Raw genomic sequence first — 23810 nt, 5'->3', positions numbered from 1 at the left:
ATCGGCCGTAAAAGCAAGTGCAGAAAGGCCCCGAGAGTACATTTTATACTATTCCTTTTTTCCCCGTTTTTATACAGAACTCAGGGACAGCAGGAAAACAGCCGACCGGTCTCCTGCCTAGGAAACCAGACGGCTGTCTATTTCACATTACTGTAATGCTTTCTCCAGTTTTTCAATCATCTCATCGATGTCATCTTTCGTAATCACAAGCGGCGGTACCATACGAAGAACGTCGCTTCCGGCGGAAATCACAAGAAGTCCGTTCTCAATCGCGCGGTTGATGACTTCTCCGACCGGACGTCCCGTTACGACAAGGCCCTGCATAAAGCCTTTTCCACGGCGTGCTGCGAGGCAGTCATATTTTTCCACCAGCTCGTCCAGCTTTTTCTCCAGATACGGAGCCGTCTCTGCTACATGCTCTACGACATGCTGTTTCTCATAGCATTCAAATACAGCATTGACAGCCGCGCAGGCCAGCGGGTTTCCGCCGTATGTCGTTCCGTGGTCTCCCGGAACGAGCGAATGCTCTGCCGTCTTTTTATTCAGCACGAAGGCGCCGACCGGAACGCCGCAGCCAAGTGCTTTTGCACACGTCATGACATCCGGCTGTACGCCGTAATCCTGCCATGCGAACAGTTTTCCCGTTCTTCCCATACCGCACTGGATCTCGTCGAGAATCAGCAGGATGTCGTGCTCGTCACACAGATCGCGCACGCCCTGTAAAAATTCTTTCGTTGCCGGATAGATACCGCCCTCGCCCTGTACAGTCTCCATGATGATCGCACATGTCTTGTCGGTAATCTGTGCCTTTACGCTCTCCAGATCATTAAAATCCGCAAATTTAATGCCGCCGATCAGCGGTTTGAACGGATCCTGATAATGCGTATTTCCTGTTACAGAAAGCGCTCCAAGGCTTCTTCCATGGAAGGAATGGTTCATCGCGATGATCTCGTGATCGTTGCTGCCATCTTTTAAGTAAGCGTATTTTCTCGCTACTTTGATGGCTCCCTCGATCGACTCCGTACCGCTGTTCGTAAAGAATACTTTATCCATGCCGGATGCCTTCGCCAGCTTTTCTGCCGCGGAGCCCATCGGCACATTGTAGAACAGGTTGGAAACATGGATGACTTTGTCCACCTGGTCTTTCACTGCTTTTTTATAATCGTCATTGCTGTAGCCGAGCGCATATACCGCGATACCTGCTGCAAAGTCCAGATATGCTTTTCCGTCGGTGTCATACAGATGAACGCCCTCGCCGTGGTCGATCACGAGCGGGAACCGGTTATAGGTGTGGAGCACGTACTGCTCGGTCTGTTCCATATACTCATTCGTCTTCATGATTGAATTTCTCCTTGTTTTCCCCTAAAATCGCCGTACCAATTCCTTTGTTCGTAAAGATCTCAAGCAGCAGGCAGTGCTGGATTCTTCCGTCCATGATGTGGACTCTTGAAACACCGTTCTCAATCGCGTCGATACAGCCCTGGAGCTTTGGAATCATACCGCCGCCGACATTTCCGTTTGTGATGAGATCTCTTGCTTCCTGTACGTGGAGCTCGGAAATCAGGCTCTCCGGGTCCTTCGGATCTTTGTATACACCCTCGATATCGGTCAGGAATGCCAGTTTTTCCGCATTTAACGCCTCTGCGATCGCGCAGGCTGCGTCGTCTGCATTGATGTTATAGGTGTTGAAATCATCGTCCATGCCGACCGGGCAGACTACCGGCAGGAAATCGTTATCCAGAAGATCGTACAGCACTTTCGGGTTTACATTTTTGATATTTCCAACGAAGCCGATGTCCTCTCCCTTGGACAGCTTTTTCTCTACGTTTAAGAGACCGCCGTCTTTTCCGCTGATGCCGACTGCGTTGACACCGAGCGACTGAATCATGGTGACAAGCTCTTTGTTGACCTTATTCAGCACCATCTCTGCCACTTCCATCGTATCGGCATCCGTTACACGAAGGCCGTTGACAAACTTCGGTTCCATGCCGACCTTTCCGACCCAGCGGCTGATTTCCTTTCCGCCGCCGTGTACGATGATTGGTTTGAATCCAACCAGCTTCAGAAGAACAACGTCCTGAATAACGTTTCTCTTCAGCTCTTCATCCACCATCGCGCTTCCGCCGTATTTGATGACAATGATTTTGCGGTTGAACCGCTGAATATAAGGAAGTGCCTCGATCAGCACATTTGCTTTGTCCAGATACATCTGATTTACCATGATTTTTTCCTCGCTCTCCTCTTTTGATTCCTGGTTCTGCTGTACCGAAAATACGATTTCCCGGCACGTTTTCGTTGTATTCCCTCAGAATTTCATCCGAATGTTTTTAAGAACGGTAATCCGCATTAATTTTTACATAGTCATAGGTCAGGTCGCAGCCCCATGCCGTTGCTGTCGCCTCTCCCATGTGGATGTCGGCGGTCGCAGTTACTTTCGGCTCGGAGAGGATCTTCGTTGCCTCCTCCTCGCTGTAGTCAACGGCAACACCTTTCGTGATAATCTGCAGTTTTCCGGCTGCGCTCTCAAAGTAGAGATCTACATTTTCCGGATCGAATTTTGCTCCGGAGTAACCCATCGCGCAGAGGATTCTTCCCCAGTTGGCATCATGGCCGAAGATTGCCGCTTTCGTCAGACTCGATGTGATGACGGATTTTGCCAGTGTCACGGCCTGCTCTTTGCTCTCGGCTCCCTGAATCGTCACTTCGAACAGTGCGGTTGCGCCCTCGCCGTCGCCTGCGATGTGCATCGCCTGTGTTTTATTGACTTCAAAGAGTGCTTCTTTGAAAATCTTGTAATCCTCGTTTTCTTCCGTAATTTCCGGGTTTCCGGCAAGACCGTTTGCCAGAAGGAGAACGGTATCGTTTGTGGAAGTATCACCGTCTACGGAAACCATGTTGTAGGTATCCGGTACAACTTCGCTCAGTGCTTTCTGCAGCATCTCTTTTGAAATATTGGCATCGGTTGCCACAAAGCTCAGCATGGTGCACATATTCGGATGGATCATACCGGAGCCCTTGCACATGCTGCCGATCGTTACGGTTTTTCCGCCGATTTCGATCTGAACAGCAACTTCCTTCGGCTCGGTGTCGGTTGTCATGATCGCCTGTGCTGCTGTAGCTGCGGCTTCTCTTGTAGCTGCAAGCTGCGGTTTCAGCATTTCCACGCCGGCTGCGATCTTATCGATCGGGATCTGTTTTCCGATAACACCGGTCGATGCAACGAGAACGGAGTCCTCTGGAATGGAAAGTGCAGCCGATGCTGCCTCTGCGGTTTTTCTGCAGTAGCCATAGCCCTCCTCGCCGGTGCATGCATTGGCGATTCCGCTGTTGCAGACGATTGCCTGTGCGGTTGGATGGTTGTATACAATCTCCTGGTCCCATTTGACCGGAGCTGCTTTTACGATGTTTGTAGTAAAGGTTCCTGCTGCTACGCACGGTACCTCGCTGTAGACAAGTGCCATATCCTTTACGCCCTGTTTTTTAATTCCTGCTGCGCCGCCTGCTGCCTGAAAACCTTTTGCAGCAGTGATGCCTCCTTCAATCTTTTTCATTCTTTTATCCTCACTTTTCGTAAATTCCGTCTGTTGTCTGCTTCTGTCTTTTTTACGGGAACATCGGCGGCATGCACAGGCCTTCGTTTTCCGGCAGGCCGAACATCAGGTTCATATTCTGTACCGCCTGTCCTGCTGCGCCTTTGACCAGGTTGTCCATCGCACCCATCATGATGATTCGTTTCGTTCTCGGATCGATCTTGAAGTTGACATCCACATAGTTGCTTCCCTCGACCCATTTCGTCTGCGGGCAGACATCCTTATCGAGAACACGTACAAACTGCTCGTTGGCATAATACTTATCATAAACGGCTTTAACCTCTTCGTAAGTCACATCTTTTTTCAGGGATGCATATGCCGTTACGAGAATGCCGCGGTTCATCGGAACAAGATGCGGGGTGAAGTTCAGGGTGATCGGGTAGCCAGCTGCATAGGAAAGCTGCTCCTCGATCTCCGGTGTGTGGCGGTGGCCGGCAACGCCGTATGCCTTGATGTTTTCATTGACCTCACAGTAGAGGTTGTCCACTTTCGCTCCTCTTCCTGCTCCGGAAGTTCCGGATTTTGCATCGATGATGATGGTGTTGCCATCAATGAGATCTTCCTTTAATAAAGGATAAATCGAAAGAGTTGAGCAGGTCGGATAGCATCCCGGGTTTGCCACGATGCGCGCCTGTTTTACTTTCTCACGGTTGATCTCGCACAGTCCGTAAACCGCCTCGTCGATATACTGCGGGGATTTATGCTCGATCTTGTACCACTCTTCATACGTTTTTACATCTTTAATACGGAAATCGGCGCTCAGGTCGATGACCTTTACTTTCGAAAGAATTTCATCATTTACCAGGGAAGCACAGAGTCCCTGCGGAGTTGCTGTAAAAATGACGTCTACTTCCTTTGCAAGCTGCTCCATGTTGTCGTCCTTGCAGACATCGTCTACTAACTGAAACATATTCTGGTAAACCGACGCATATTTCTTATCGATATAGCTTCTGGAACCATACCATTTAATCTCCACATCTTTGTGTCCCAGGAGAATACGCACCAGCTCGCCTCCTGCATATCCTGTAGAACCGATAATTCCTGCTCTGATCATACCTTTTTCTCCTTTTTTCTTTCGCCCGTTTTCTTGTCTTGCCGGACATTTTTTCTTTTCTCTTTATGATAGCTCAATTATTTTCTTTTTTCAATGAAAAATCTTTGTTTTCTGCTGTCATATACCGTCGATTGCATAAGTATACACCTCAAATGTATATTATGCAAGTTTTTTTTGAATTTCTGAAAAAAAGCTTGCATAATCCTGTCGTATGATGTATATTTTAGTCATTGACGATGCACCGCGCATATAGGTGCACGAGAAATCCAAGGAGGATCTTACATTATGAAAGAAAAAGTTGTACTTGCCTATTCCGGCGGACTTGATACTACTGCCATTATTCCGTGGCTGAAAGAGACCTTTGACTACGAAGTAATCTGCTGCTGCATCGACTGCGGCCAGGGAAACGAGCTGGTTGGTCTCGATGAGAGAGCAAAACTTTCCGGCGCTTCCAAATTATATATCGAAAACGTTATCGACGAGTTCAGTGAAGACTTCATCATGCCGTGCGTAAAAGCAGGCGCTGTTTATGAGAACAAATACCTGCTCGGTACTTCCATGGCACGTCCGGTTATCGCAAAGAAACTCGTTGAGATCGCAAGAAAAGAAGGTGCTGTTGCCATCTGCCACGGCGCTACCGGTAAAGGAAATGACCAGATCCGTTTCGAGCTCGGCATCAAAGCCCTTGCTCCGGATATCAAAGTAATCGCTCCTTGGAGAATGACCGATGTATGGACCATGCAGTCCCGTGAAGACGAGCTGGCTTACTGTAAAGCACACGGCATCGACCTTCCGTTTGATGCAAACCACAGCTACAGCCGTGACCGTAACCTGTGGCACATCAGCCATGAGGGACTTGAGCTTGAGGATCCGTCCAACGAGCCGAACTACGACGATCTTCTCGTACTGACCACTCCTCCGGAAAAAGCTCCGGACGAAGGCGAGTACGTAACCATGACCTTTGAGGCCGGCGTTCCGAAGACCTTAAACGGAAAAGAAATGAAAGTTTCTGAAATCATCACCGAGCTGAACAAGCTGGGCGGAAAACACGGCATCGGTATTGTTGATATCGTTGAGAACCGTGTTGTCGGCATGAAATCCCGCGGTGTTTATGAGACTCCTGGCGGAACCATCCTGATGGCTGCACATGAGCAGTTAGAGGAGCTGATTCTCGACCGTGAGACCCTGAAAACAAAGAAAGATCTCGGAAACCTGCTTGCTGAGGTTGTTTACGAAGGAAAATGGTACACTCCTCTGCGCGAGGCAATCCAGGCATTCGTTGATGTAACCCAGAAATATGTAACAGGCGAAGTAAAATTCAAACTGTTCAAAGGCAACATCATCAAAGCCGGCGAGTCTTCTCCGTACAGCCTGTACAATGAGTCTCTTGCTTCCTTCACCACCGGCGATCTCTACGATCACCACGATGCAGACGGATTCATCACACTGTTCGGTCTGCCGCTGAAGGTTCGTGCGATGAAAATGCAGGAGCTGGAGAAAAACAACAACAAATAAGATCTGATCCTATGGATTCCCAAAAGAAAGCGGACTCGCTCCGCTTTCTTTTTTTGCATGCAAAAAGGACCCGCCCATTTCAGGCAGGTCCCTTTGTTTATTCGTAATATGCGTCGATTCCGTCCGCAATTCCCTGTGCCATCTTGTTTCGGTAATCCTCGGTTGCCATCAAACGGTCCTCGGAAGGATTGCTCATGAAGCCAAGCTCAATGATCGTGACCGGAATGGTACTCCAGTTGATGCCGCTCATGGAATCGGTGTAAATCACATCGCGGTTCTTCGCACCGGTGTCTTTGCAGAATGCTGCGATCATCTTCTGGGAGAGCTTCTGGCTCTTGCTGACCACATCACCGGAAAGATACGTATTTCTGCTGCTCGGTGCCATCGTGAGTGCTCCGTAAACCGACTGGTTCGAATCGCCGTTCGCGTGTACACGCACGAGAATGTCTGCTCCGTTCTGCGCGGCAAGTTTTGCACGCTCGGAGTTGCTGATATTGACGTCGTGCGTCTCGCGGATCATGTAAACATCGTAGCCGCGCTCCTCAAGGATATCGCGTACCTTTAAGGATACCGCAAGGTTCAGCTCATACTCATTGATGCCGGTTGCCACACCGCATGTTCCGGAAGCAACCTTCGCCTTATAGGTCGATGATCCCGGTCCGATCGGCTCTTTCTCGCTGTTTCCTCTTCTCTGGTGTCCTGCGTCGATTGCCACGCAGATATTTTTGCTGTTCCGGCGGACACCGTTTTTATCAACGTAATAGCCGTCGATGTAGGTATCCTTATAGATGCCGCCCCAGCTTCGGAAGTAATACGTTTTTCCGTCCACTTCCTGCCAGCCGTTCTTGTAAATACCGCCCCAGCTCCGGAAGTAATACGTTGCGCCTTTGATCGTTACCCACTGGCTCTTATACATGCCGCCCCAGCTCTGCAGGTAATACCAGTTATTATCATACCACAGCCATTCACTGTGCATCATTTTGCCGTCCTGCCTCAGATAATACCAGTTCTTGTCATACAGCAGCCAGCCTTCCCCTTTTGGGGTTCCGTTGCTGTCCATGTAATACCAGTCACTGCCCTTGGCCGCCCAGGCGTTCACGCGCATGCCGCCCCAGCTTTCAAAGTAATAATCAACGCCGTCAATCGTCTGCCAGCCGGTACTCATCACACCGTCTGCGTCTACATGGTACGTTCTTTTATCATGCACAAACCACTGATTCGTTCTGAGACTTCCGTCCTCATTCAGATAGTACCATGTTCCGCCGACTTTTTTCCAGCCCTGGAATCCGGCTCCGCCCCAGCTCTCGAAGTAGTAGAGCGTTCCGTCAATCTTCTGCAGTCCGGTGCTCATCACACCGTTTTCATCTACATGGTATGTTCTCTTGTCGTGAACGAACCATTCATTCGTTTTGACGCTTCCGTCCTCGTTCAGATAGTACCATGCCCCGCCGACTTTTTTCCAGCCTTTGTATCCGGCTCCGCCCCAGCTCTCAAAATAATAGAGCTTTCCGTTGACCATCGAAAGACCCGTGCACATGATTTCGTCTGCATTCAGATAATATCTCCGGTTCAGATGGGTGATCCACTCGCTGGCGGCCATCGTGCCGTCCTCTTTTCTGTATTTCCAGCTTCCGTCCTCCTGTTTCACCCAGCCGGCAGGAAGTTTCTCTTCCGGCTCCTGTTCGTTGTCCTCACCTGGAATCGTAACAGCCGGCGTCTCGTTTTCCGAAGTACCGCTCTGCTCCTGCACTGCCGCTTCCTCATCCGAATTCTGCTCGGAACTTTCCGTCTCATCCTGCTGCCAGGTTACGGCCGTGCCGTCATTTTCTGCTGCGCTTACCCTTGCCGGAAGCGCCCAGCCTCCTGCCGCAACGACCGCTGCGATCAGCAGTGCTGCGATTTTCTTTTTTGCCATCTGGTTTTCCTCCTTTTATCGCGCCATCTGGTAAATCTCATATACTTCCTGTGCGCCCAGCTTGCGGATGCGGGACAGTTTTACAGTGTCCTGCTGTGTTGCATCCATGGAAAGGGCACGCAGATCCTCATCCGACGGGTTCGGGATATCAAGCTCATGCAGGGAGGTCGGCATGCCGAGCGAATGGAAGAACGCTACTGTGCGCTCAATGCCTTCCGTTGCCCGTTTGTGATCGCTTCCCTCTGTGATGCCCCAGACTTTTTCTGCAAACCGTGCAAACCGCCAGAGAACCGTCTCATCATCGTACTGGTATTTCGCCCAGGCACCCCAGACTGCCGCCAGGGATGCGCCGTGTGCTACATCGTATTTTGCACTTAACGCATGGCCGAATTTATGTACCGAAAAATCTTTGCCGCGTCCGCACTCCGTCAGTCCATTGTGTGACAGACTTCCGCACCACATGATTTCCGCCATCGCATTGTAATCGGATGGGTTTTCCAGAACCTTCGGTCCGTTTTTGATTACGGTACGGAGGAGTCCCTCTGCGATCTCGTCCGTCATCTCGCACTGGCTCTCCGGAATGAAATAGCGCTCCATCGTGTGCATCATGATGTCGGTTACGCCGCAGGCAATCTGGTATTTCGGCAGGGTTGCTGCCAGCTCCGGATTCATGATGGCAAATTTGCAGCGGTTGAACGGCGTGTTGATGCCTGCCTTTTTGCCGATTGCCTCGTTTGTCAGAACGGCGGAATCACTCATCTCGCTTCCGGCTGCCGGAATCGTCAGAACCGCTCCTACCGGGAGAGATTTTGTCAGCGGTACTTTTTTCGTCCAGATATCCCAGAGTGCCTCCTCCGGATTTGCAGCTCCGTGTGCAACGGCTTTTGCGGTGTCAATCGAGCTTCCGCCGCCGACGGCAAGAATAAAGTCTGCCTGCATTTCCACTGCTTTTTTCACACCCTCCTCGGCAAGGGCAAGTCTCGGGTTTGGTTTTACGCCGCCAAGCTCTTCAAAGGCAAGGCCCTCTTTTGCAAGAGATGCTCCCACTCGGTCCAGAAGACCGCTCCGTTTTGCACTTCCGCCTCCGTAAACGACGAGCACCTTTGTGCCGCCCCATTTCTTTACCTCAGCGCCTGCCTGGTTTTCGGTCTCTTTTCCGAACACGACTTCCGTCGGGGTATACTGTATAAACTGATCCATCTTCTTATTTCCTCCCTGCATTTTTATTCTTCATAAATCCGTACGTTTCCCGAGCTTACACGGTAAAGATCGTCTCTCCTGTTTTCCAGAGACGGGATTTCATTTCTTGTCCGCTCCAGCACTTCCGGATCCAGCTCTGCGATGAGTACCTGCGGGGTATCATCTGCCTCCGCAAGAATTTCGCCGTCCGGCGCAATGATCATGGAATGGCCGTACGCCTCAAACCGCGCTTTCTGGCCGCACTGGTTGGCGGCGAGCACGTAGCATCCGTTTTCAATGGCGCGCGTGCGCAGCAGTGCTTCCCAGTGGCGCTCTCCCGTTGCTTTCGTAAAATCCGCCGCTATCAGAAATGCATCTGCTCCGGAGAATGCCATCAGCCGGTACTGTTCCGGAAAGCGGATATCGTAGCAGATGCTCATGCCGAACAGGCCAAGCGCCGTGTCCGCAAGAACAATTTCATTTCCCGGGCAGATCTCGCGTGATTCTTCGTAGGAGACACTGCCCGGAATATTTACGTCAAACATATGTATTTTGCTGTATTCTGCAATCGTTTCTCCATCTGGTCCGAACAGAAACGACGTGTTGGACGGACGCCCCGGATGGCGCCGTACCGTCATGCTGCCGCAGTGCAGATAGACATCGTACCGTTTGGCAAGGCTGGAAAACCGGCGGCTGACGTAGCCCGGCACTGCACTTGCGTGGCCCGGCATGTCTGCTCCCGTGTATTCTGCGGTCTCCGGGAAAAGAATCAGCTTCGCTCCCTGTTCCGCCGCCTCCCGCACATACTGCTCGGCCATACGCATATTTTCATTCATATCCGGCCCGGAATCCATCTGCACCAGGCCTGCAATTATTTTTTCCATCTTTTTGTCCCCTCGTTTCACATGTTATCTTGTGATTTTTCCGCTTATACTCTCGTTTATTATATCGTTACAGTTCACAGATACCTGCGAACTGTAACATTCGCAGCCCTCATTGAAAGTTTTGCTGCGCAAAAGGAGGGCTGCTCACACCTGAATCACTTTCTTACGCAGCGAAACAGCAAGTGTTTCACTGCTGATTGAACAGTAATATTATATCTCATATTCCCCAAAACAGCTACCCAAATTCGCAATTTTCATACCTTTTGCAGCTTTTATTTTTTAATTTTTGAAAATAACAATTGACAAATCCGGAAAACAGGAGTAGCTTAGAATCATAAGCTGTCGTGTTCGATCAGATGCGGCAGAAAAAATCATGAAAGGAGAACACCACTTATGATCAATCTTATTTATGCATCCAGCGTAAAACAGAATAAACTTCGTATGGCGATCAAACCAGGTGGCTGCCCTTCTTTCGAAATTCTTTGTAAGCATTAACTCTGCATAACAAATCTCTATGCATTCTTTATGCCTGCTATTTCGCACAGAAGGCGCGGTACGTCGATACTGCGGCTTTTTTTATTGCTATAAACAGTACGAAACCGTTCTTTCCGGCTTCGCTCCGTTTCCGGCAGGCAGATTCCGCGGTCTTCTTACCGCATCGATTCCCTTCTTTTATATACAAACGCAGCCTTCGCTTTCGTTTCCCGTTGTTCCGTTCCCACACTTACGGAGCTTTTGAAAGCCTATGTTCTGCCAGACACCCAAACGACATCAATGAGGAGGTTTTAACATTCATGAAGAAAAATCCAATCGGTAAGTACCTGCTCCAGAACTGGTACTACTACGTTTTCGCTTTTGGTTCCATGGCCTTAAGTGTCTTTCTCGATATGCTCGCGCCGCTTGTCACGCTGCACATCGTGGATGACGTGCTGGTCGGTCACAAAATGGAACTGCTCTGGAAATACCTTGCCGCCTTTCTTCTGATCGGTGCCGCAAAAGCCCTGTTTCAGTACATTAAAGAATTTTTATTCGATGTCAGCAGCGTCCGCGTCGCCAGCCAGATGAGGGACAACCTGTTCCGCCACGTCCAGCGGCTTTCGGTGGAATACTTTGACAAAAACAATACCGGCGAACTCCTCGCCCGCGTGCGCGATGACGTCGACCGGATCTGGGATATCCTCGGCTTTGCCGGCATGCTGATCTTAGAAGGCCTGATCTGTATCATGATGGCAATGGTCAGTATGGTCAAACTGGATCTGCCGCTGACACTCGTCTCCGTGGCGATCCTTCCTTTCGTCGCAGGCATCGCAATCCGCCTCGAAAAAGAACTCGACCGTGTCTACGATGCGATCAGCGAGGAAAACGCCGTCATGAATACCGTTGCACAGGAAAATCTCGCCGGTGTCCGCACCGTCAAATCCTTTGCACGGGAACCGTATGAGATCAAAAAATTCCGGAAACACAATCAGAAATACTGCGATCTCAACATGGATCAGGCGCGCGTCCTGATGAAATACGATCCCGCCATCTCGTTTCTTACGAAGCTGATGCGCGTGCTCGTCCTTCTCGCGGGCGGCTACGGTGTCATCCACGGACGCATTACGCTCGGTGTTTTAACGGCCTTTATGGAGTACACCTCCAAGATCACCTGGCCGATCGAAAACGTCGGCTGGCTCGGCAACTGCTTCGCTTCTGCGATTGCTTCCAACAAGAAGCTGAACAAAATTCTCGCAGAGGAGCCGCAGATCGCAGAACTGGAAAATCCGGTGGAGCTTTCAAAACTTCCGGGTGACCTGGAATTCCATCACGTCGATTTCTCCCTGCATGACACACCGATTCTGCAGGATATCGACTTTACCTTAAAGCAGGGCCACACACTCGGCATCATGGGTATGACGGGTTCCGGAAAAACAACCATCGTCAATCTGCTCGAGCGTTTTTACGATGTCACCGACGGTTCCATCTGTCTCGACGGCCACGACATCCGCACCCTGCCGCTGCGCACCGTGCGCGATACTTCTTCCGTCGTCATGCAGGACGTCTTCCTGTTCTCAGACACGATTTCTGAGAATGTCCGCCTCGGCAGCCGCAGCACGATGAAATCCGAGGAGGTACATAACGCTGTCTCCGCTGCATGTGCTTCCGAGTTCGTCGACCATCTTTCGGATCAGTACGAAACCGTCATCGGCGAACGCGGCATGGGACTTTCCGGCGGTCAGAAGCAGCGTCTTTCCATCGCACGCGCCCTGGCAAAACAGGCTCCGATCCTCGTACTGGATGATTCCACCTCGGCGCTCGATATGGAGACCGAATACGAAATCCAGAGCCATCTCGCCGAGAAAAAAGATGTTTCCAAGATCATCATTGCCCACCGCATTTCTTCGGTGCAGAGTGCCGATGAAATTCTGTATCTCGATCACGGACGCATCGCCGAGCGCGGCACGCATGAGAGTCTGATGGCACAGAAAGGCCTGTACTACTCCACCTGGGAGGCTCAGTACGGTGATTACCATAAAGCAAAGGCAGCCCTCGAGCAGGCACTTCCTGCCAATGCTTAATTCAATTTAATTTGTTACCCGACAACTTCTGTATTTACTTACCCGTTAAGAGAGGAACAATACGATTATGGCTATCAATTCCAGTAAAGTAGATGAAGAGCAGAAAGAGGTCTTAAAGAGCGCGACCATCCGCCGCCTCTTCTCCTACTTAAAAAATTATAAACGCCAGGTTGCCGTCGTTCTCGTGGTTCTCGCCGTTACCATCGCGATTTCCACTGTGAACCCGCTGCTCCTGGAGTACGCCATCGACGTCAATATTGCGCAGAAAGACTGGCGCGGGCTTGTTGCCCTCTGCGTATTCATGGTTGTGATCAACCTGGTTTACGCGGCCGGTGTCCGCCTGCGGATGCTTCTGATGGCGCGCATTACCAACAACATTCTTCTGGAAATCCGTGACGAGCTCTACACGCATATCCAGACCTTAAGCTTCAGCTTTTTCGATACCCGTCCGGCCGGAAAGATTCTGGCGCGCATCATCGGCGATGTCAACTCGTTAAAGGATGTGCTGAACGACGGTGTCACAAAGCTGATTCCGAACATTCTCACGATCATCGCTATTCTGGTGATCATGATGATCAAAAACATCTGGCTCTCCTTAAGTGCGATTCTCGTGCTGCCGCTGATCGCTATCGGCATGTATTTTATTCAGATCGTCGCACACAAGAGATGGCAGACGTTCCGGAAAAAATCTTCCAATGTTACGGCGTATATCCACGAGGACTTCTCCGGTATCCGCATCATCAAGAGCTTTACCGCAGAGCAGGAATCGCAGGGCGAGTTTGACCGGCTTCTTCTTGAGCATCAGAACTCCTTCATCCATGCGGTCCGCCTGGCGGATGGTTTTTCCGCTGTGATCGAGGTGACCTGGGGCATCGGAACGTTTCTTCTGTATTTTATCGGTATTTCCGTGCTCGGCGTGGATGCCGTTCCGATCGGTACGTTCACGGCGTTTGCGATGTATCTGACGATGTTCTGGGATCCGATCCAGAACCTGGCCGGTTTTTACAACAAGCTGATCACGAACCTTTCCGCTGCGGAGCGAATCTTTGAGATCCTCGACACACCGGCGGAGGTTGCCGACAAGCCTGGCGTCACAGAACTGCCGCCGATCAAAGGAGAAGTAACATTCGACCACGTCAGCTTTGCCTACTCCGATGATCCGGACACGCTGGTTTTAAAAGATGTCAGCTTTACAGCGGCTCCCGGTGAGACGATCGCACTCGTCGGCCCGACCGGCGCTGGAAAGACGACCATTGTCAATCTGATCAGCCGTTTCTACAATATTACTTCGGGAACGGTCCGCGTCGACGGCCACAGCCTGACGGATGTCTCCATCAACAGCCTGCGTGCCCAGATGGGCGTTATGACCCAGGACAACTTTCTCTTCTCCGGCACGATTCGCGACAACATTGCGTATGGAAAGCTCGATGCCACGGAGGAAGAAATCATTGCCGCCGCAAAGGCCGTGCATGCCCATGACTTTATCATAGAACTGCCGGACGGCTACGACACCGAGATCAGCGAGCGCGGTGCCCGTCTTTCCAACGGCCAGCGCCAGCTTCTCGCCTTTGCCAGAACGATGGTGTCTGATCCGCGGATTCTGATTCTCGACGAGGCGACGTCCAGCATCGACACACAGACAGAAATTCAGGTGCAGCAGGGAATCGAAAGCCTGTTGAAGGGCCGTACCTCGTTCATCATTGCGCACCGTCTTTCTACTATTAAAAATGCGGACCGGATTTTCGTGATCGACCACGGAAAGATTTTCGAACAGGGAACCCACGACGAACTGATGGCAAAACAGGGCGCGTACTACCAGCTCTACCAGGCACAGTTCCGCAGGGTATCGTAATCCGGTTTCACAAAACGTATCAAATATCTGCAAAAAGCTGCTTCCCCGCTTCTGGCGGACGCAGCTTTTTGTGTCTTTCCTTGACAAATGAATCACCCCTGCTATATGATGGTAACTGATCTTTTTTCGGAGGGTTACACTCTCCGTCTGCCGCTTCCCACTCCTGCGGCATTTGTTACTGAACGGTCTGATACGGAGCTTTTTCACAATGCTTCCGTATTTTCTTTCAGAAAGGAGTATCATGACGTTTTTTTCCAGAAAACATTTACGCCTTCTCCTCCTTCCTGCGCTCCTTCTTCTGACGGGCTGCGCAGGTTCCGCAAAGGAAACGGCGGATTCCACAGAGAACGAAAAACTCTCCGCCGTGGCGACCATTTTTCCGCAGTACGATTTTCTGCGTGCCATCGGCGGCGATCACCTCGATCTCCACATGCTGCTTTCCCCGGGCGCAGAAAGCCACTCATTTGAGCCGACACCGGGCGATATGATCACAGTTTCCGAATGCGATCTCTTCGCCTACGTCGGCGGCGATTCCGATGCCTGGGTGGAAACGATTCTCGATTCCGTCGATACCTCGAACAAAGAAGTCGTCACGCTGATGGACTGCGTCGACACCGTTGCCGAGGAAACGGTCGAGGGAATGGAGACCCACGGCCACGCACACGATCATGAGGACGAGGATACGGACCACGACGAGGATTCCCACGATCACGACGAGGATTCCCACGATCACGAAGACGAATCCCACGGCGAACAGGACGAGCACGTCTGGACTTCACCGAAAAATGCAATGCGGATTGTCCAGAAGCTCTGCGATGCGCTCTGCCGCCTCGACCCGGAAAACGCGGACGATTATCAGGCAAACACTGCTTCATACCTCGCTTCGCTTACCTCCCTCGATGAGGAATTTTCCGATGTCACAGCGAATGCCAGCCGCCACACCATCGTTTTCGGCGACCGTTTTCCGTTCCGCTATTTCGCGGACGCCTACGGCCTCGACTATTACGCGGCATTCCCCGGCTGCTCCTCGGAATCCGAGGCGAGTGCCAAAACACTTTCTTTTTTAATTGACAAGATCAACGAAGAGCAGATTCCTGTCGTCTTCCACACCGAGCTGTCCAACGAAAAAATGACGGACTGCATCTGTGAGGCGACCGGCGCGAAAAAGCTGCTGCTTCACTCCTGTCACAACGTATCCAAAGATGATTTCGAAAACGGCGCCACGTATCTTTCCCTGATGGAACAGAATGTCGCCGCACTAAAGGAGGCTCTGAACTAATGGCTCTACTTACCTGCAGTGATGTCACCTTCTCCTACGAGGGCATCCCGGTCCTGACCGATGTCAACTTTGCCCTGGAAGCCGGCTCCTACCTCTGTATTGTGGGCGAGAACGGTTCCGGAAAAAGTACTCTGGTCAAGGGACTGCTTCACTTAAAAAATCCGTCCACCGGCTCGATCACAACCGGCGACGGGCTTCATCCAAGCGAGATCGGCTATCTGCCGCAGCAGACCGCCGCACAAAAGGATTTCCCGGCGAGCGTCTGGGAAGTCGTGCTGTCCGGCCGGCAGAACCACCCGCATTTCCCGCCGTTTTACACAAAGGCAGACAAAGAGGACGCGCTCCGCAATATGGAGCTTCTCGACCTCCTTCCATTAAAGAAACGATGCTACCGTGATCTCTCCGGCGGCCAGCAGCAGCGTGTGCTTCTCGCTCGTGCGCTTTGCGCCACAAAGAAACTGCTGCTCCTCGATGAGCCGGTCACTGGCCTTGACCCGGTCATGACAAACGAAATGTACCAGCTCATCCGCCGCATCAACCGCGAGCAGAACGTTACGATCATCATGGTTTCCCACGATATCCGCAATATTCTGCCGGACGCAACGCACATTCTCCAGCTCGACCAGAAGCAGGTCTTCTTCGGTCCGATGGACGAGTATCTGAAAACCGAGGCGGGAAAACAGTTTTTAGGAGGTGCTGACTTATGATTTCAAATCTGCTGAAAATGCTTTCTTATCCGTTTATGCAGCGTGCCCTTGTGGTCGGCATTCTCGTCTCTTTGTGTGCCGCACTGCTTGGCGTCAGCCTCGTGTTAAAGCGCTACTCCATGATCGGCGACGGCCTCTCCCATGTCGGATTCGGCTCTCTTGCAATTGCAGCGGCACTCGGTTTTGCTCCGCTTGCCTTCACAATCCCTGTCGTCGTGCTTGCCGCCTTTCTGCTGCTCCGCATGAACGAATCCAGCAAGATCAAAGGCGACGCCGCCATCGGCCTGATTTCAAGCTCTGCGCTTGCGATCGGTGTCATCACGGTTTCGTGGTCGAGCGGCATGAACACCGATGTCAACAACTACATGTTCGGAAGCATCCTTGCGATGAGTGATGAGGACGTTGTTCTCTCCGTGGTGCTCTCCATCGTCGTGCTGATCCTGTTCGTCCTGTATTACAACCGTATTTTTGCCGTCACTTTCGACGAGACATTTGCCAAAGCAACCGGTGTCCGCGCAGAGGTTTACAACATGCTGCTGGCATTCTTAACCGCCATCACCACCGTCCTCGGCATGCGCATGATGGGCGCGCTTCTGATCTCCAGCCTGCTGATTTTCCCGGCACTGACCTCGATGCGTCTCTGCCATACCTTCCAGAGCGTGGTGATCTGCTCCGCGGTTCTCTCGGTGGTGTGCTTCCTTCTTGGCATGTCCCTCTCGTTTTTCCTGTCCTCCCCTGCCGGAGCGACGGTCGTAATCGTGAACCTGCTGGCATTCCTGATCTTTTCTGCGATTGCCAGAATCCGCGAGCATACCGCATAAAAAGTTTCCGATCTGACCTGCTTTGTTTTACTGGAGGTATTTTATGAATCGAATTGTAATTGCACTGTTAAAACCGTTTTCCTTCATCCCGGCGATTCTGATGATGTCGCTGATTTTCTCCTTCTCTTCCCAGAACGGAACGGAATCCTCACAGCTCAGTGAAAAAGTGGCGCGCAGCATTTTCATCACGATCGACCACGTCATGGACCGCGGATGGGATGATGAGAAGATCCAGGAACTGGCTGACGAGTATCAGTACCCGGTGCGGAAGCTGGCTCATATGACAGAGTACTGTCTGCTTGCAATCTGTGTTTCGCTTCCGCTCTACGTCTACGGCCTGCGCGGCTTCGCGCTCACGTTTCTTGCCGGCATCCTCTGTGTCGCCTTTGCCGCGAGCGATGAATTCCACCAGACGACGGTCGCCAACCGCGGCCCGTCGGTAAAGGACGTCGGCATCGACAGCATCGGCGTTCTCTTCGGCATCACGTTTGTACGGCTGTTCTGCTGGATTGCACTCGGCGGAAATACGAAAAAAAGAAAGCGGCGCAGACGGCGCTACTATTACTAAAAATATTGGATAACAGAAAAATCCCCGTTGGAAAAATCATTTCTCCTGAAACTGATTTTCCCAACGGGGATTTTTTCATTTTTCTTAAAAACAGCTCTTAGGAAAGTGAATCCGCATACGCCTGAATATCTGCCTTCATCTGAATCCAGGCATCCTCATGCTCCACGTAGTACAGAGGGCAGAGCTTTTCGGTTACATCATAGTGACGGATCACATCGTCCGAAGTCAGATTGAACCGCTTGCATAAGAAACCGGCGAGCTGGACCACAGAATTGTATGTCTCATCGGTAAATTCACCGCTGTCATCCGGGTGGCAGCATTCAATCGAGATCGTATCGAAATTACGCTGGTTCGATGCATACGACCATTCACTCGTCGGGATACACTGAACGACTTCTCCCTCGATGCCGACGACGAAATGGCTGCTGGCCTGCGCCTCCTGCGTCTCAGGCAGGTTTTCAAAGTAATCACGGTTCTGCATCGCCGTGCTTCCCGGGTTTGCGGTGTAGTGAATAACGATACCGTCCACCTTTTTCAGCCTCGTCTGCGGTCTGGACCAGCTGTTCGGCGTCAGAAGCTCCACATCAATCGGCGGAGCGCCGGTCCAATCGGTGATATCGTTGTCCTCATAATCAGAACCGGAATAGTCAACGGCCGTGATATCACTTGCCGTTTTTGCCACACGGCGGATGCCGCTGTAAATGCCGACGCAGATCAGCACCACCAGAACTCCCGTCAGAAACATTCTGCGGTGAAGCTGGCGCTGCCTCTGTTTTCTTGTCATTTTTCCCCGTCTCTTCTGTGCCATATGTTCTCTCCCCGCTGCAAATAAGCGCCCCCTCATTTGAAAAGGCAGAAGCTGAAAAGTTTCTGCCCTTTCCCCCTTCTGCCTTTTGCGACTTTTTATTCTTATTTATCGTCCACGCTGTAGTTCGGAGCCTCTTTGGTGATGTGGATATCATGCGGATGGGACTCTTTTAAGGATGCTGCGGAAATCTTCACAAATTTTCCGGTCTCCTTTAAGGTCTCAACATCTTTCGCTCCGCAGTAGCCCATACCGGAACGAAGTCCGCCGATCAGCTGGAATACAGTATCCTCTACGAGGCCTTTGTATGCTACACGGCCTTCCACACCTTCCGGAACCAGTTTCTTGGCGCCGGTCTGGAAGTAACGGTCTTTGCTTCCGTTCTCCATGGCTGCGATGGATCCCATTCCACGGTATACTTTGTATTTTCTTCCCTGGAACAGTTCGAAATCTCCCGGGCTCTCATCGCATCCTGCGAAGATGCTTCCCATCATGCAGACATTGGCACCGGCTGCGATAGCTTTTGTCATGTCTCCGGAGTACTTGATACCGCCGTCGGCGATGATCGGAGTTCCGGTCTTCTTTGCTTCCTCATAGCAGTCCATAACGGCTGTGACCTGCGGTACACCGATACCTGCAACGACACGGGTCGTACAGATAGAACCAGGTCCGATACCGACTTTAACAGCGTCTGCTCCGGCTGCGATCAGGTCTCTTGTTGCCTCTGCGGTTGCCACGTTTCCGGCGATTACCTGCAGATCCGGATAATGCTCTTTGATGAGGCGAAGTGTTTTGAAGATATTTGCGGAATGTCCGTGAGCGGAGTCGATGACGATCACGTCTACGTGTGCTTTTACCAGCGCATCGACACGATCGAGCACGTTTGCCGTGATGCCGACTGCGGCACCGCAGAGCAGACGTCCCTGCTCATCCTTGGCGGACAATGGGTACTTGATGGTTTTCTCGATATCTTTGATAGTGATCAGACCTTTGAGGTTGAAATCGTCATCGACAATCGGAAGTTTTTCTTTTCTGGATTTTGCAAGGATTGCTTTTGCCTCGTCCAGCGTAACGCCTACTTTTGCAGTGATCAGGTTTTCGCTGGTCATGGACTCTTTGATTTTCTTGGTGAAATCAGTTTCAAACTTCAGATCACGGTTTGTAATAATACCAACCAGTTTTCCGTTCTCGGTAATCGGGACACCGGAAATACGGAATTTTGCCATCAGATTATTGGCATCTTCCAGAGTGTGCTCCGGAGACAGATAAAACGGATCGGTGATAACACCGTTCTCAGAACGTTTTACTTTATCTACTTCTTCTGCCTGCTGCTCAATCGACATATTCTTGTGAATAATACCGATTCCTCCCTGACGTGCCATGGCAATTGCCATACGGTGTTCTGTAACCGTATCCATGCCGGCGCTCATCATCGGGATGTTCAGCTTGATCTTCTTGGTCAGATGCGTAGTCAGATCTACCATGTTTGGGGTTACTTCAGAATACTGCGGAACCAGAAGCACATCATCGAAGGTAATACCATCACCAATAATTGTACCCATTTTCTTATCTTCCTTTCTTCTTAAGTCTTTTTGATTTATCACCTAGTTTAACAAAAAACGAAAACGCTGTCAATCCATAAATACTTTTCTTGGTGCGCGGTTGCGGATATCCTTTAACATCACCTCATCCGGCTCGAAGATGACCATCTGCATTGTGTTGTCTTTTGAAATAACAAATGCATACGGTTTGTGACCCTGTCCTTCGATTCCGGAGGAATAGTTGTAACGTTTGATACTCTGGTTGTTTTTGTAGGAATCAAGCTGATGGGACTGGTACGGAGCCAGGATTTCCATGTTGGAAAGCTCATAGCTTGCGGCTCTTTTTCTTCTTGACTGCGAATAGATACGGTCGATATCGAGCTCGCCGTTGACGTACAGATACTCAAACTCTACCGAAAGCTTCGGGATAAAAATATAGTCTACGATTCCAAGTACCAGCGCAAGAAGCAGAATCAGCGGATTCATCATAATTCCTGCGGCTGCAAAAAGAACGGTAAAGAAGATCAGAACTCCTTTGATCGCCTTGTCTTTTCCTGTCTGCTGTTTTTTCACCAGCACTTCTGTGTACAGATCACTCATTTACTCCATCCTCCTCAAGATATTCGATCAGTTTTGCTGCATTGTCCGCGTTCTTTGTATTGACCAACACGGTCAGATAACACGGCTCATAGTACGTAAGGCCCATATCCTGGTACTTTTTCAATTTGGAAATGTCGAGGCAGGTATCTCCCGCCTTTATCCCGTACTTCTCACACGTCGCTTCGTCAAACAGTGTGGACAGATCCAGAAAATAATCGTCTTTGCTGTAGTTGTCGTACACGGCCTGTGAACAGATCAGAACATCCATGCTCTGTGCGGCAATCACGGCTGTGAATTTCATCAGCGTGTTGTAATCCGCGTTTTCCAGGTTTTCACCGAAGCTGTAGCTTGTATCGATGCTTACCTTTTCGTACTTATCTCCGGTTCCGAGCGCTTCTTTTAGGTCCTCCTCGATCGGACTTACATCCTGCAGTCCTGCGTAATCCACTACGGCAATGCTCACGAGGTCATAATACTTCGCATTTTCATGGATATTCACAATCGTGCCGATGATGAAGATAACAGCGATGATGCCGAAAATGACAGCCTTGTAGTATTCCCAGATATAGGCCAGTTTCTCTTTAAAATTCATTTTCGACAGCTTCTCTTTTTCGAGCTGCATCTTCTCCTTCCTTGTCATGTCGGATTCATAACGACTTGCCATGTGTGTTTCTTCTCCTTTGTTGTATTTCCCCCAACATCCTACAAATCAGTATAGCATAAAACGCCGGAAGCGTCCATATACGCCGCCCGGCGAAAGCATGAAAACTTTCTGAAATTTTTTGTAACGATTCAGGGCCATGCGAAATGGAAGAAAAACTTTCCACTAAAAAATCGGCCGGCAAAGACAGGACTTCGGAACCCATGTTCCGCTACGGTCTTTGCCAGCCGGTTTTCTTATTTTGTTTTACCAGACATTTTTATCCCGGAAATTACATCATTCCCATTCCGCCGTCTGCGCCTGCCGGCATAGCCGGAGCCGGCTCTTTGATGGTGGAAACTACGGACTCGGTGGTCAGAAGGGTTGCGGAAACGCTGGTAGCGTTCTGCAGTGCGCTTCTGGTAACCTTAACCGGATCAAGGATACCAGCCTGGATCATGTCTACATACTCTTCGTTGTATGCATCAAATCCAACACCTACTTTGGACTCTTTTACTTTGTTGATAACAACAGCGCCTTCCAGACCTGCGTTTGTTACGATGTGGAACAGAGGAGCCTCAAGTGCTTTCTGTACGATTCTTGCACCGATCTTCTCGTCGCCGTCCAAGCTGTCAATCAGCTCTGCAAGCTGTGTTGTTACATGGATGTATGCAGAACCGCCGCCTGCGATGATACCCTCTTCTACGGCTGCTCTCGTTGCATTTAAAGCATCCTCCATACGGAGTTTTTCTTCTTTCATCTCGGTCTCGGTTGCTGCACCTACACGGATAACAGCTACGCCGCCTGCCATTTTTGCCAGTCTCTCCTGCAGTTTCTCTTTATCGAACTCAGAAGTGGTCTCCTCGATCTGGGATCTGATCTGGCCGATTCTTGCTGCGATGGCATCTTTTGCGCCGGCACCGTCAACGATAACGGTGTTCTCTTTCTGAACTTTAACAGATTTTGCACGTCCGAGCATTTCCAGAGTAGCGTCTTTTAATTCCAGACCAACTTCCTCGGAGATCACCTGGCCGCCGGTCAGGATTGCGATATCCTCGAGCATTGCTTTTCTTCTGTCGCCGTATCCCGGTGCTTTGACAGCTACTACGTTGAAGGTTCCGCGCAGTTTGTTGATCACGAGTGTCTGGAGAGCCTCGCCCTCTACATCCTCAGCGATGATCAGCAGTCTTGCGCCGCTCTGTACGATCTGCTCCAGCAGCGGAAGAACTTCCTGAATGTTGGACAGTTTCTTATCGGTAATCAGGATATATGGATTGTCGAGAACGGCTTCCATTTTCTCCATATCGGTGCACATGTAAGCGGAGATATATCCACGGTCGAACTGCATACCTTCTACCAGCTCCAGCTCGTTCTGCATGGTCTTAGACTCCTCGATGGTGATAACGCCGTCTTTGGAAACTTTTTCCATAGCATCAGCTACCATCTGGCCTACTTCTTCGCTTCCGGAAGAAACAGCTGCAACTTTTGCAATCTGCTCTTTGCCTGCTACCGGCTGGCTCATCTCTGCAAGGATCTGAACAGCTTTATCGGTTGCTTTCTTCATTCCCTTACGAAGAACGATCGGGTTCGCACCTGCTGCCAGGTTTTTCATTCCTTCGTTTACCATAGCCTGTGCCAGAACGGTTGCGGTTGTGGTACCATCACCTGCTACGTCGTTGGTCTTTGCAGCAACTTCTTTGATGAGCTGTGCGCCCATGTTTTCAAAGCCGTCTGCCAGCTCGATCTCTTTTGCAATCGTAACACCATCGTTTGTGATGAGCGGAGCGCCGTACTGTTTGTCCAGAACAACGTTTCTTCCTTTCGGTCCAAGGGTTACACGTACGGTATCTGCAAGCTGGTTTACACCATTCTGAAGAGCGTTTCTTGCCTCTGCTCCATATTTAATCTCTTTTGCCATGATTGTCATGCCTCCTGATTTTTACTTGATTATTCTTTATTTTACAACTGCCAGAATGTCATCCTGTTTTACGATGATGTACTCTTCGTCTTCCAGTTTGACGTTGGTTCCTGCATATTTGGAATAGATTACCTGATCTCCGACTGCAACTTCCATTTTTACTTCTTTGCCGTCTTCTACTTTTCCAGGTCCTACTGCGATAACCTCAGCCTGCTGCGGTTTCTCCTGTGCCTGTCCCGGAAGTACGATACCGGATTTTGTGGTTTCCTCTGCTTTTAACTCTTTTAATACAACTCTGTCACCTAAAGGTACTAACTTCATTTATGTTTCCTCCTTCAAGATTTCATTCAGTTTTATTTATTAGCACTCAGTTCATTCGAGTGC

Annotated in this window: 20 protein-coding genes; 7 read left to right on the top strand and 13 right to left on the bottom strand. The window is 50.5% G+C overall.

The window, feature by feature from the left end; genetic code table 11:
* Positions 1–147: 147 nt before the first annotated feature.
* The 4 genes from PGS38_RS07160 to argC form a co-directional block, all read right to left on the bottom strand.
* A complete protein-coding gene (locus PGS38_RS07160) occupies positions 148–1338 on the bottom strand; it encodes an aspartate aminotransferase family protein (RefSeq protein WP_022462205.1) in 1191 nt (396 codons plus the stop codon).
* On the bottom strand, positions 1325–2221 hold the full coding sequence (argB, locus tag PGS38_RS07155; RefSeq protein WP_117813717.1) for an acetylglutamate kinase: 897 nt from the start codon (positions 2219–2221) through the stop codon (positions 1325–1327). Before argB ends, PGS38_RS07160 begins: the two co-directional genes overlap by 14 nt.
* A 106-nt stretch (positions 2222–2327) precedes the next feature.
* On the bottom strand, positions 2328–3551 hold the full coding sequence (argJ, locus tag PGS38_RS07150; protein WP_022462203.1) for a bifunctional glutamate N-acetyltransferase/amino-acid acetyltransferase ArgJ: 1224 nt from the start codon (positions 3549–3551) through the stop codon (positions 2328–2330).
* Positions 3552–3603: 52 nt separating this feature from the next.
* Positions 3604–4644 (bottom strand): N-acetyl-gamma-glutamyl-phosphate reductase, encoded by a 1041-nt coding sequence (gene argC, locus PGS38_RS07145; RefSeq protein WP_022462202.1) that lies wholly within the window; start codon positions 4642–4644, stop codon positions 3604–3606.
* A 282-nt stretch (positions 4645–4926) separates the two neighbouring features.
* Between argC and PGS38_RS07140 the strand changes: the two genes are divergently transcribed.
* Positions 4927–6159: an argininosuccinate synthase gene (locus tag PGS38_RS07140; protein ID WP_055218598.1), complete on the top strand. Its 1233-nt coding sequence runs from the start codon at positions 4927–4929 to the stop codon at positions 6157–6159.
* Positions 6160–6256: 97 nt separating this feature from the next.
* Here PGS38_RS07140 and PGS38_RS07135 read toward each other — a convergent pair whose 3' ends face one another.
* Genes PGS38_RS07135 through PGS38_RS07125 form a run of 3 tightly spaced genes read right to left on the bottom strand, consistent with a single transcriptional unit; the run spans position 6257 to position 10137 of the window.
* Positions 6257–8074, bottom strand: coding sequence for an N-acetylmuramoyl-L-alanine amidase (locus PGS38_RS07135; protein ID WP_117804118.1), 1818 nt, complete (start codon positions 8072–8074; stop codon positions 6257–6259).
* Between the two features lie 15 nt (positions 8075–8089).
* Positions 8090–9274, bottom strand: coding sequence for an iron-containing alcohol dehydrogenase (locus PGS38_RS07130; RefSeq protein WP_119188557.1), 1185 nt, complete (start codon positions 9272–9274; stop codon positions 8090–8092).
* A 23-nt stretch (positions 9275–9297) separates the two neighbouring features.
* Positions 9298–10137, bottom strand: a complete 840-nt coding sequence (locus tag PGS38_RS07125) for a carbon-nitrogen hydrolase family protein (RefSeq protein WP_119188540.1) — start codon at positions 10135–10137, stop codon at positions 9298–9300.
* A 794-nt stretch (positions 10138–10931) separates the two neighbouring features.
* On the opposite strand from PGS38_RS07125, the gene PGS38_RS07120 reads away from it, so the two are divergent.
* The 6 genes from PGS38_RS07120 (at position 10932) to PGS38_RS07095 (ending at position 17922) form a co-directional block, all read left to right on the top strand.
* Positions 10932–12695, top strand: a complete 1764-nt coding sequence (locus PGS38_RS07120; RefSeq protein ID WP_119188541.1) for an ABC transporter ATP-binding protein — start codon at positions 10932–10934, stop codon at positions 12693–12695.
* 67 nt (positions 12696–12762) lie between these two features.
* Positions 12763–14547, top strand: coding sequence for an ABC transporter ATP-binding protein (locus PGS38_RS07115; protein ID WP_117761029.1), 1785 nt, complete (start codon positions 12763–12765; stop codon positions 14545–14547).
* 241 nt (positions 14548–14788) lie between these two features.
* A complete protein-coding gene (locus PGS38_RS07110; RefSeq protein ID WP_118640082.1) occupies positions 14789–15826 on the top strand; it encodes a metal ABC transporter substrate-binding protein in 1038 nt (345 codons plus the stop codon).
* Entirely contained in the window at positions 15826–16533 is a 708-nt protein-coding gene (locus PGS38_RS07105; protein WP_022462193.1) for a metal ABC transporter ATP-binding protein, read from the top strand. The genes PGS38_RS07110 and PGS38_RS07105 overlap by 1 nt, the downstream gene beginning before the upstream one ends.
* The gene (locus tag PGS38_RS07100) at positions 16530–17354 is read left to right on the top strand and encodes a metal ABC transporter permease (RefSeq protein WP_022462192.1); all 825 of its coding nucleotides are present in this window, start codon (positions 16530–16532) and stop codon (positions 17352–17354) included. The genes PGS38_RS07105 and PGS38_RS07100 overlap by 4 nt, the downstream gene beginning before the upstream one ends.
* Positions 17355–17397: 43 nt before the next feature.
* Positions 17398–17922 (top strand): VanZ family protein, encoded by a 525-nt coding sequence (locus tag PGS38_RS07095; RefSeq protein ID WP_118639970.1) that lies wholly within the window; start codon positions 17398–17400, stop codon positions 17920–17922.
* A 97-nt stretch (positions 17923–18019) separates the two neighbouring features.
* On the opposite strand, the gene PGS38_RS07090 is transcribed toward PGS38_RS07095, so the two are convergent.
* The 6 genes from PGS38_RS07090 to groES form a co-directional block, all read right to left on the bottom strand.
* Positions 18020–18730, bottom strand: coding sequence for a peptidoglycan recognition protein family protein (locus PGS38_RS07090; protein ID WP_022462190.1), 711 nt, complete (start codon positions 18728–18730; stop codon positions 18020–18022).
* 101 nt (positions 18731–18831) lie between these two features.
* Positions 18832–20289, bottom strand: coding sequence for an IMP dehydrogenase (guaB, locus tag PGS38_RS07085; protein WP_117509520.1), 1458 nt, complete (start codon positions 20287–20289; stop codon positions 18832–18834).
* Positions 20290–20358: 69 nt separating this feature from the next.
* Entirely contained in the window at positions 20359–20868 is a 510-nt protein-coding gene (locus PGS38_RS07080) for a DUF6106 family protein (protein ID WP_022462188.1), read from the bottom strand.
* Positions 20861–21532 carry a hypothetical protein gene (locus tag PGS38_RS07075; RefSeq protein ID WP_117509521.1) on the bottom strand — a complete coding sequence of 224 codons (672 nt, stop codon included), beginning with the start codon at positions 21530–21532 and terminating at the stop codon, positions 20861–20863. Before PGS38_RS07075 ends, PGS38_RS07080 begins: the two co-directional genes overlap by 8 nt.
* 268 nt (positions 21533–21800) lie before the next feature.
* The gene (groL, locus tag PGS38_RS07070) at positions 21801–23426 is read right to left on the bottom strand and encodes a chaperonin GroEL (protein ID WP_022462186.1); all 1626 of its coding nucleotides are present in this window, start codon (positions 23424–23426) and stop codon (positions 21801–21803) included.
* 36 nt (positions 23427–23462) lie between these two features.
* The gene (gene groES, locus PGS38_RS07065; protein WP_022462185.1) at positions 23463–23747 is read right to left on the bottom strand and encodes a co-chaperone GroES; all 285 of its coding nucleotides are present in this window, start codon (positions 23745–23747) and stop codon (positions 23463–23465) included.
* Between the last annotated feature and the right edge of the window lie 63 nt (positions 23748–23810).

The organism is Fusicatenibacter saccharivorans, assembly GCF_027667425.1.
In the GTDB taxonomy this organism is placed as follows: domain Bacteria; phylum Bacillota; class Clostridia; order Lachnospirales; family Lachnospiraceae; genus Fusicatenibacter; species Fusicatenibacter saccharivorans.
This window is presented reverse-complemented; position numbering and strand designations above follow the sequence as displayed.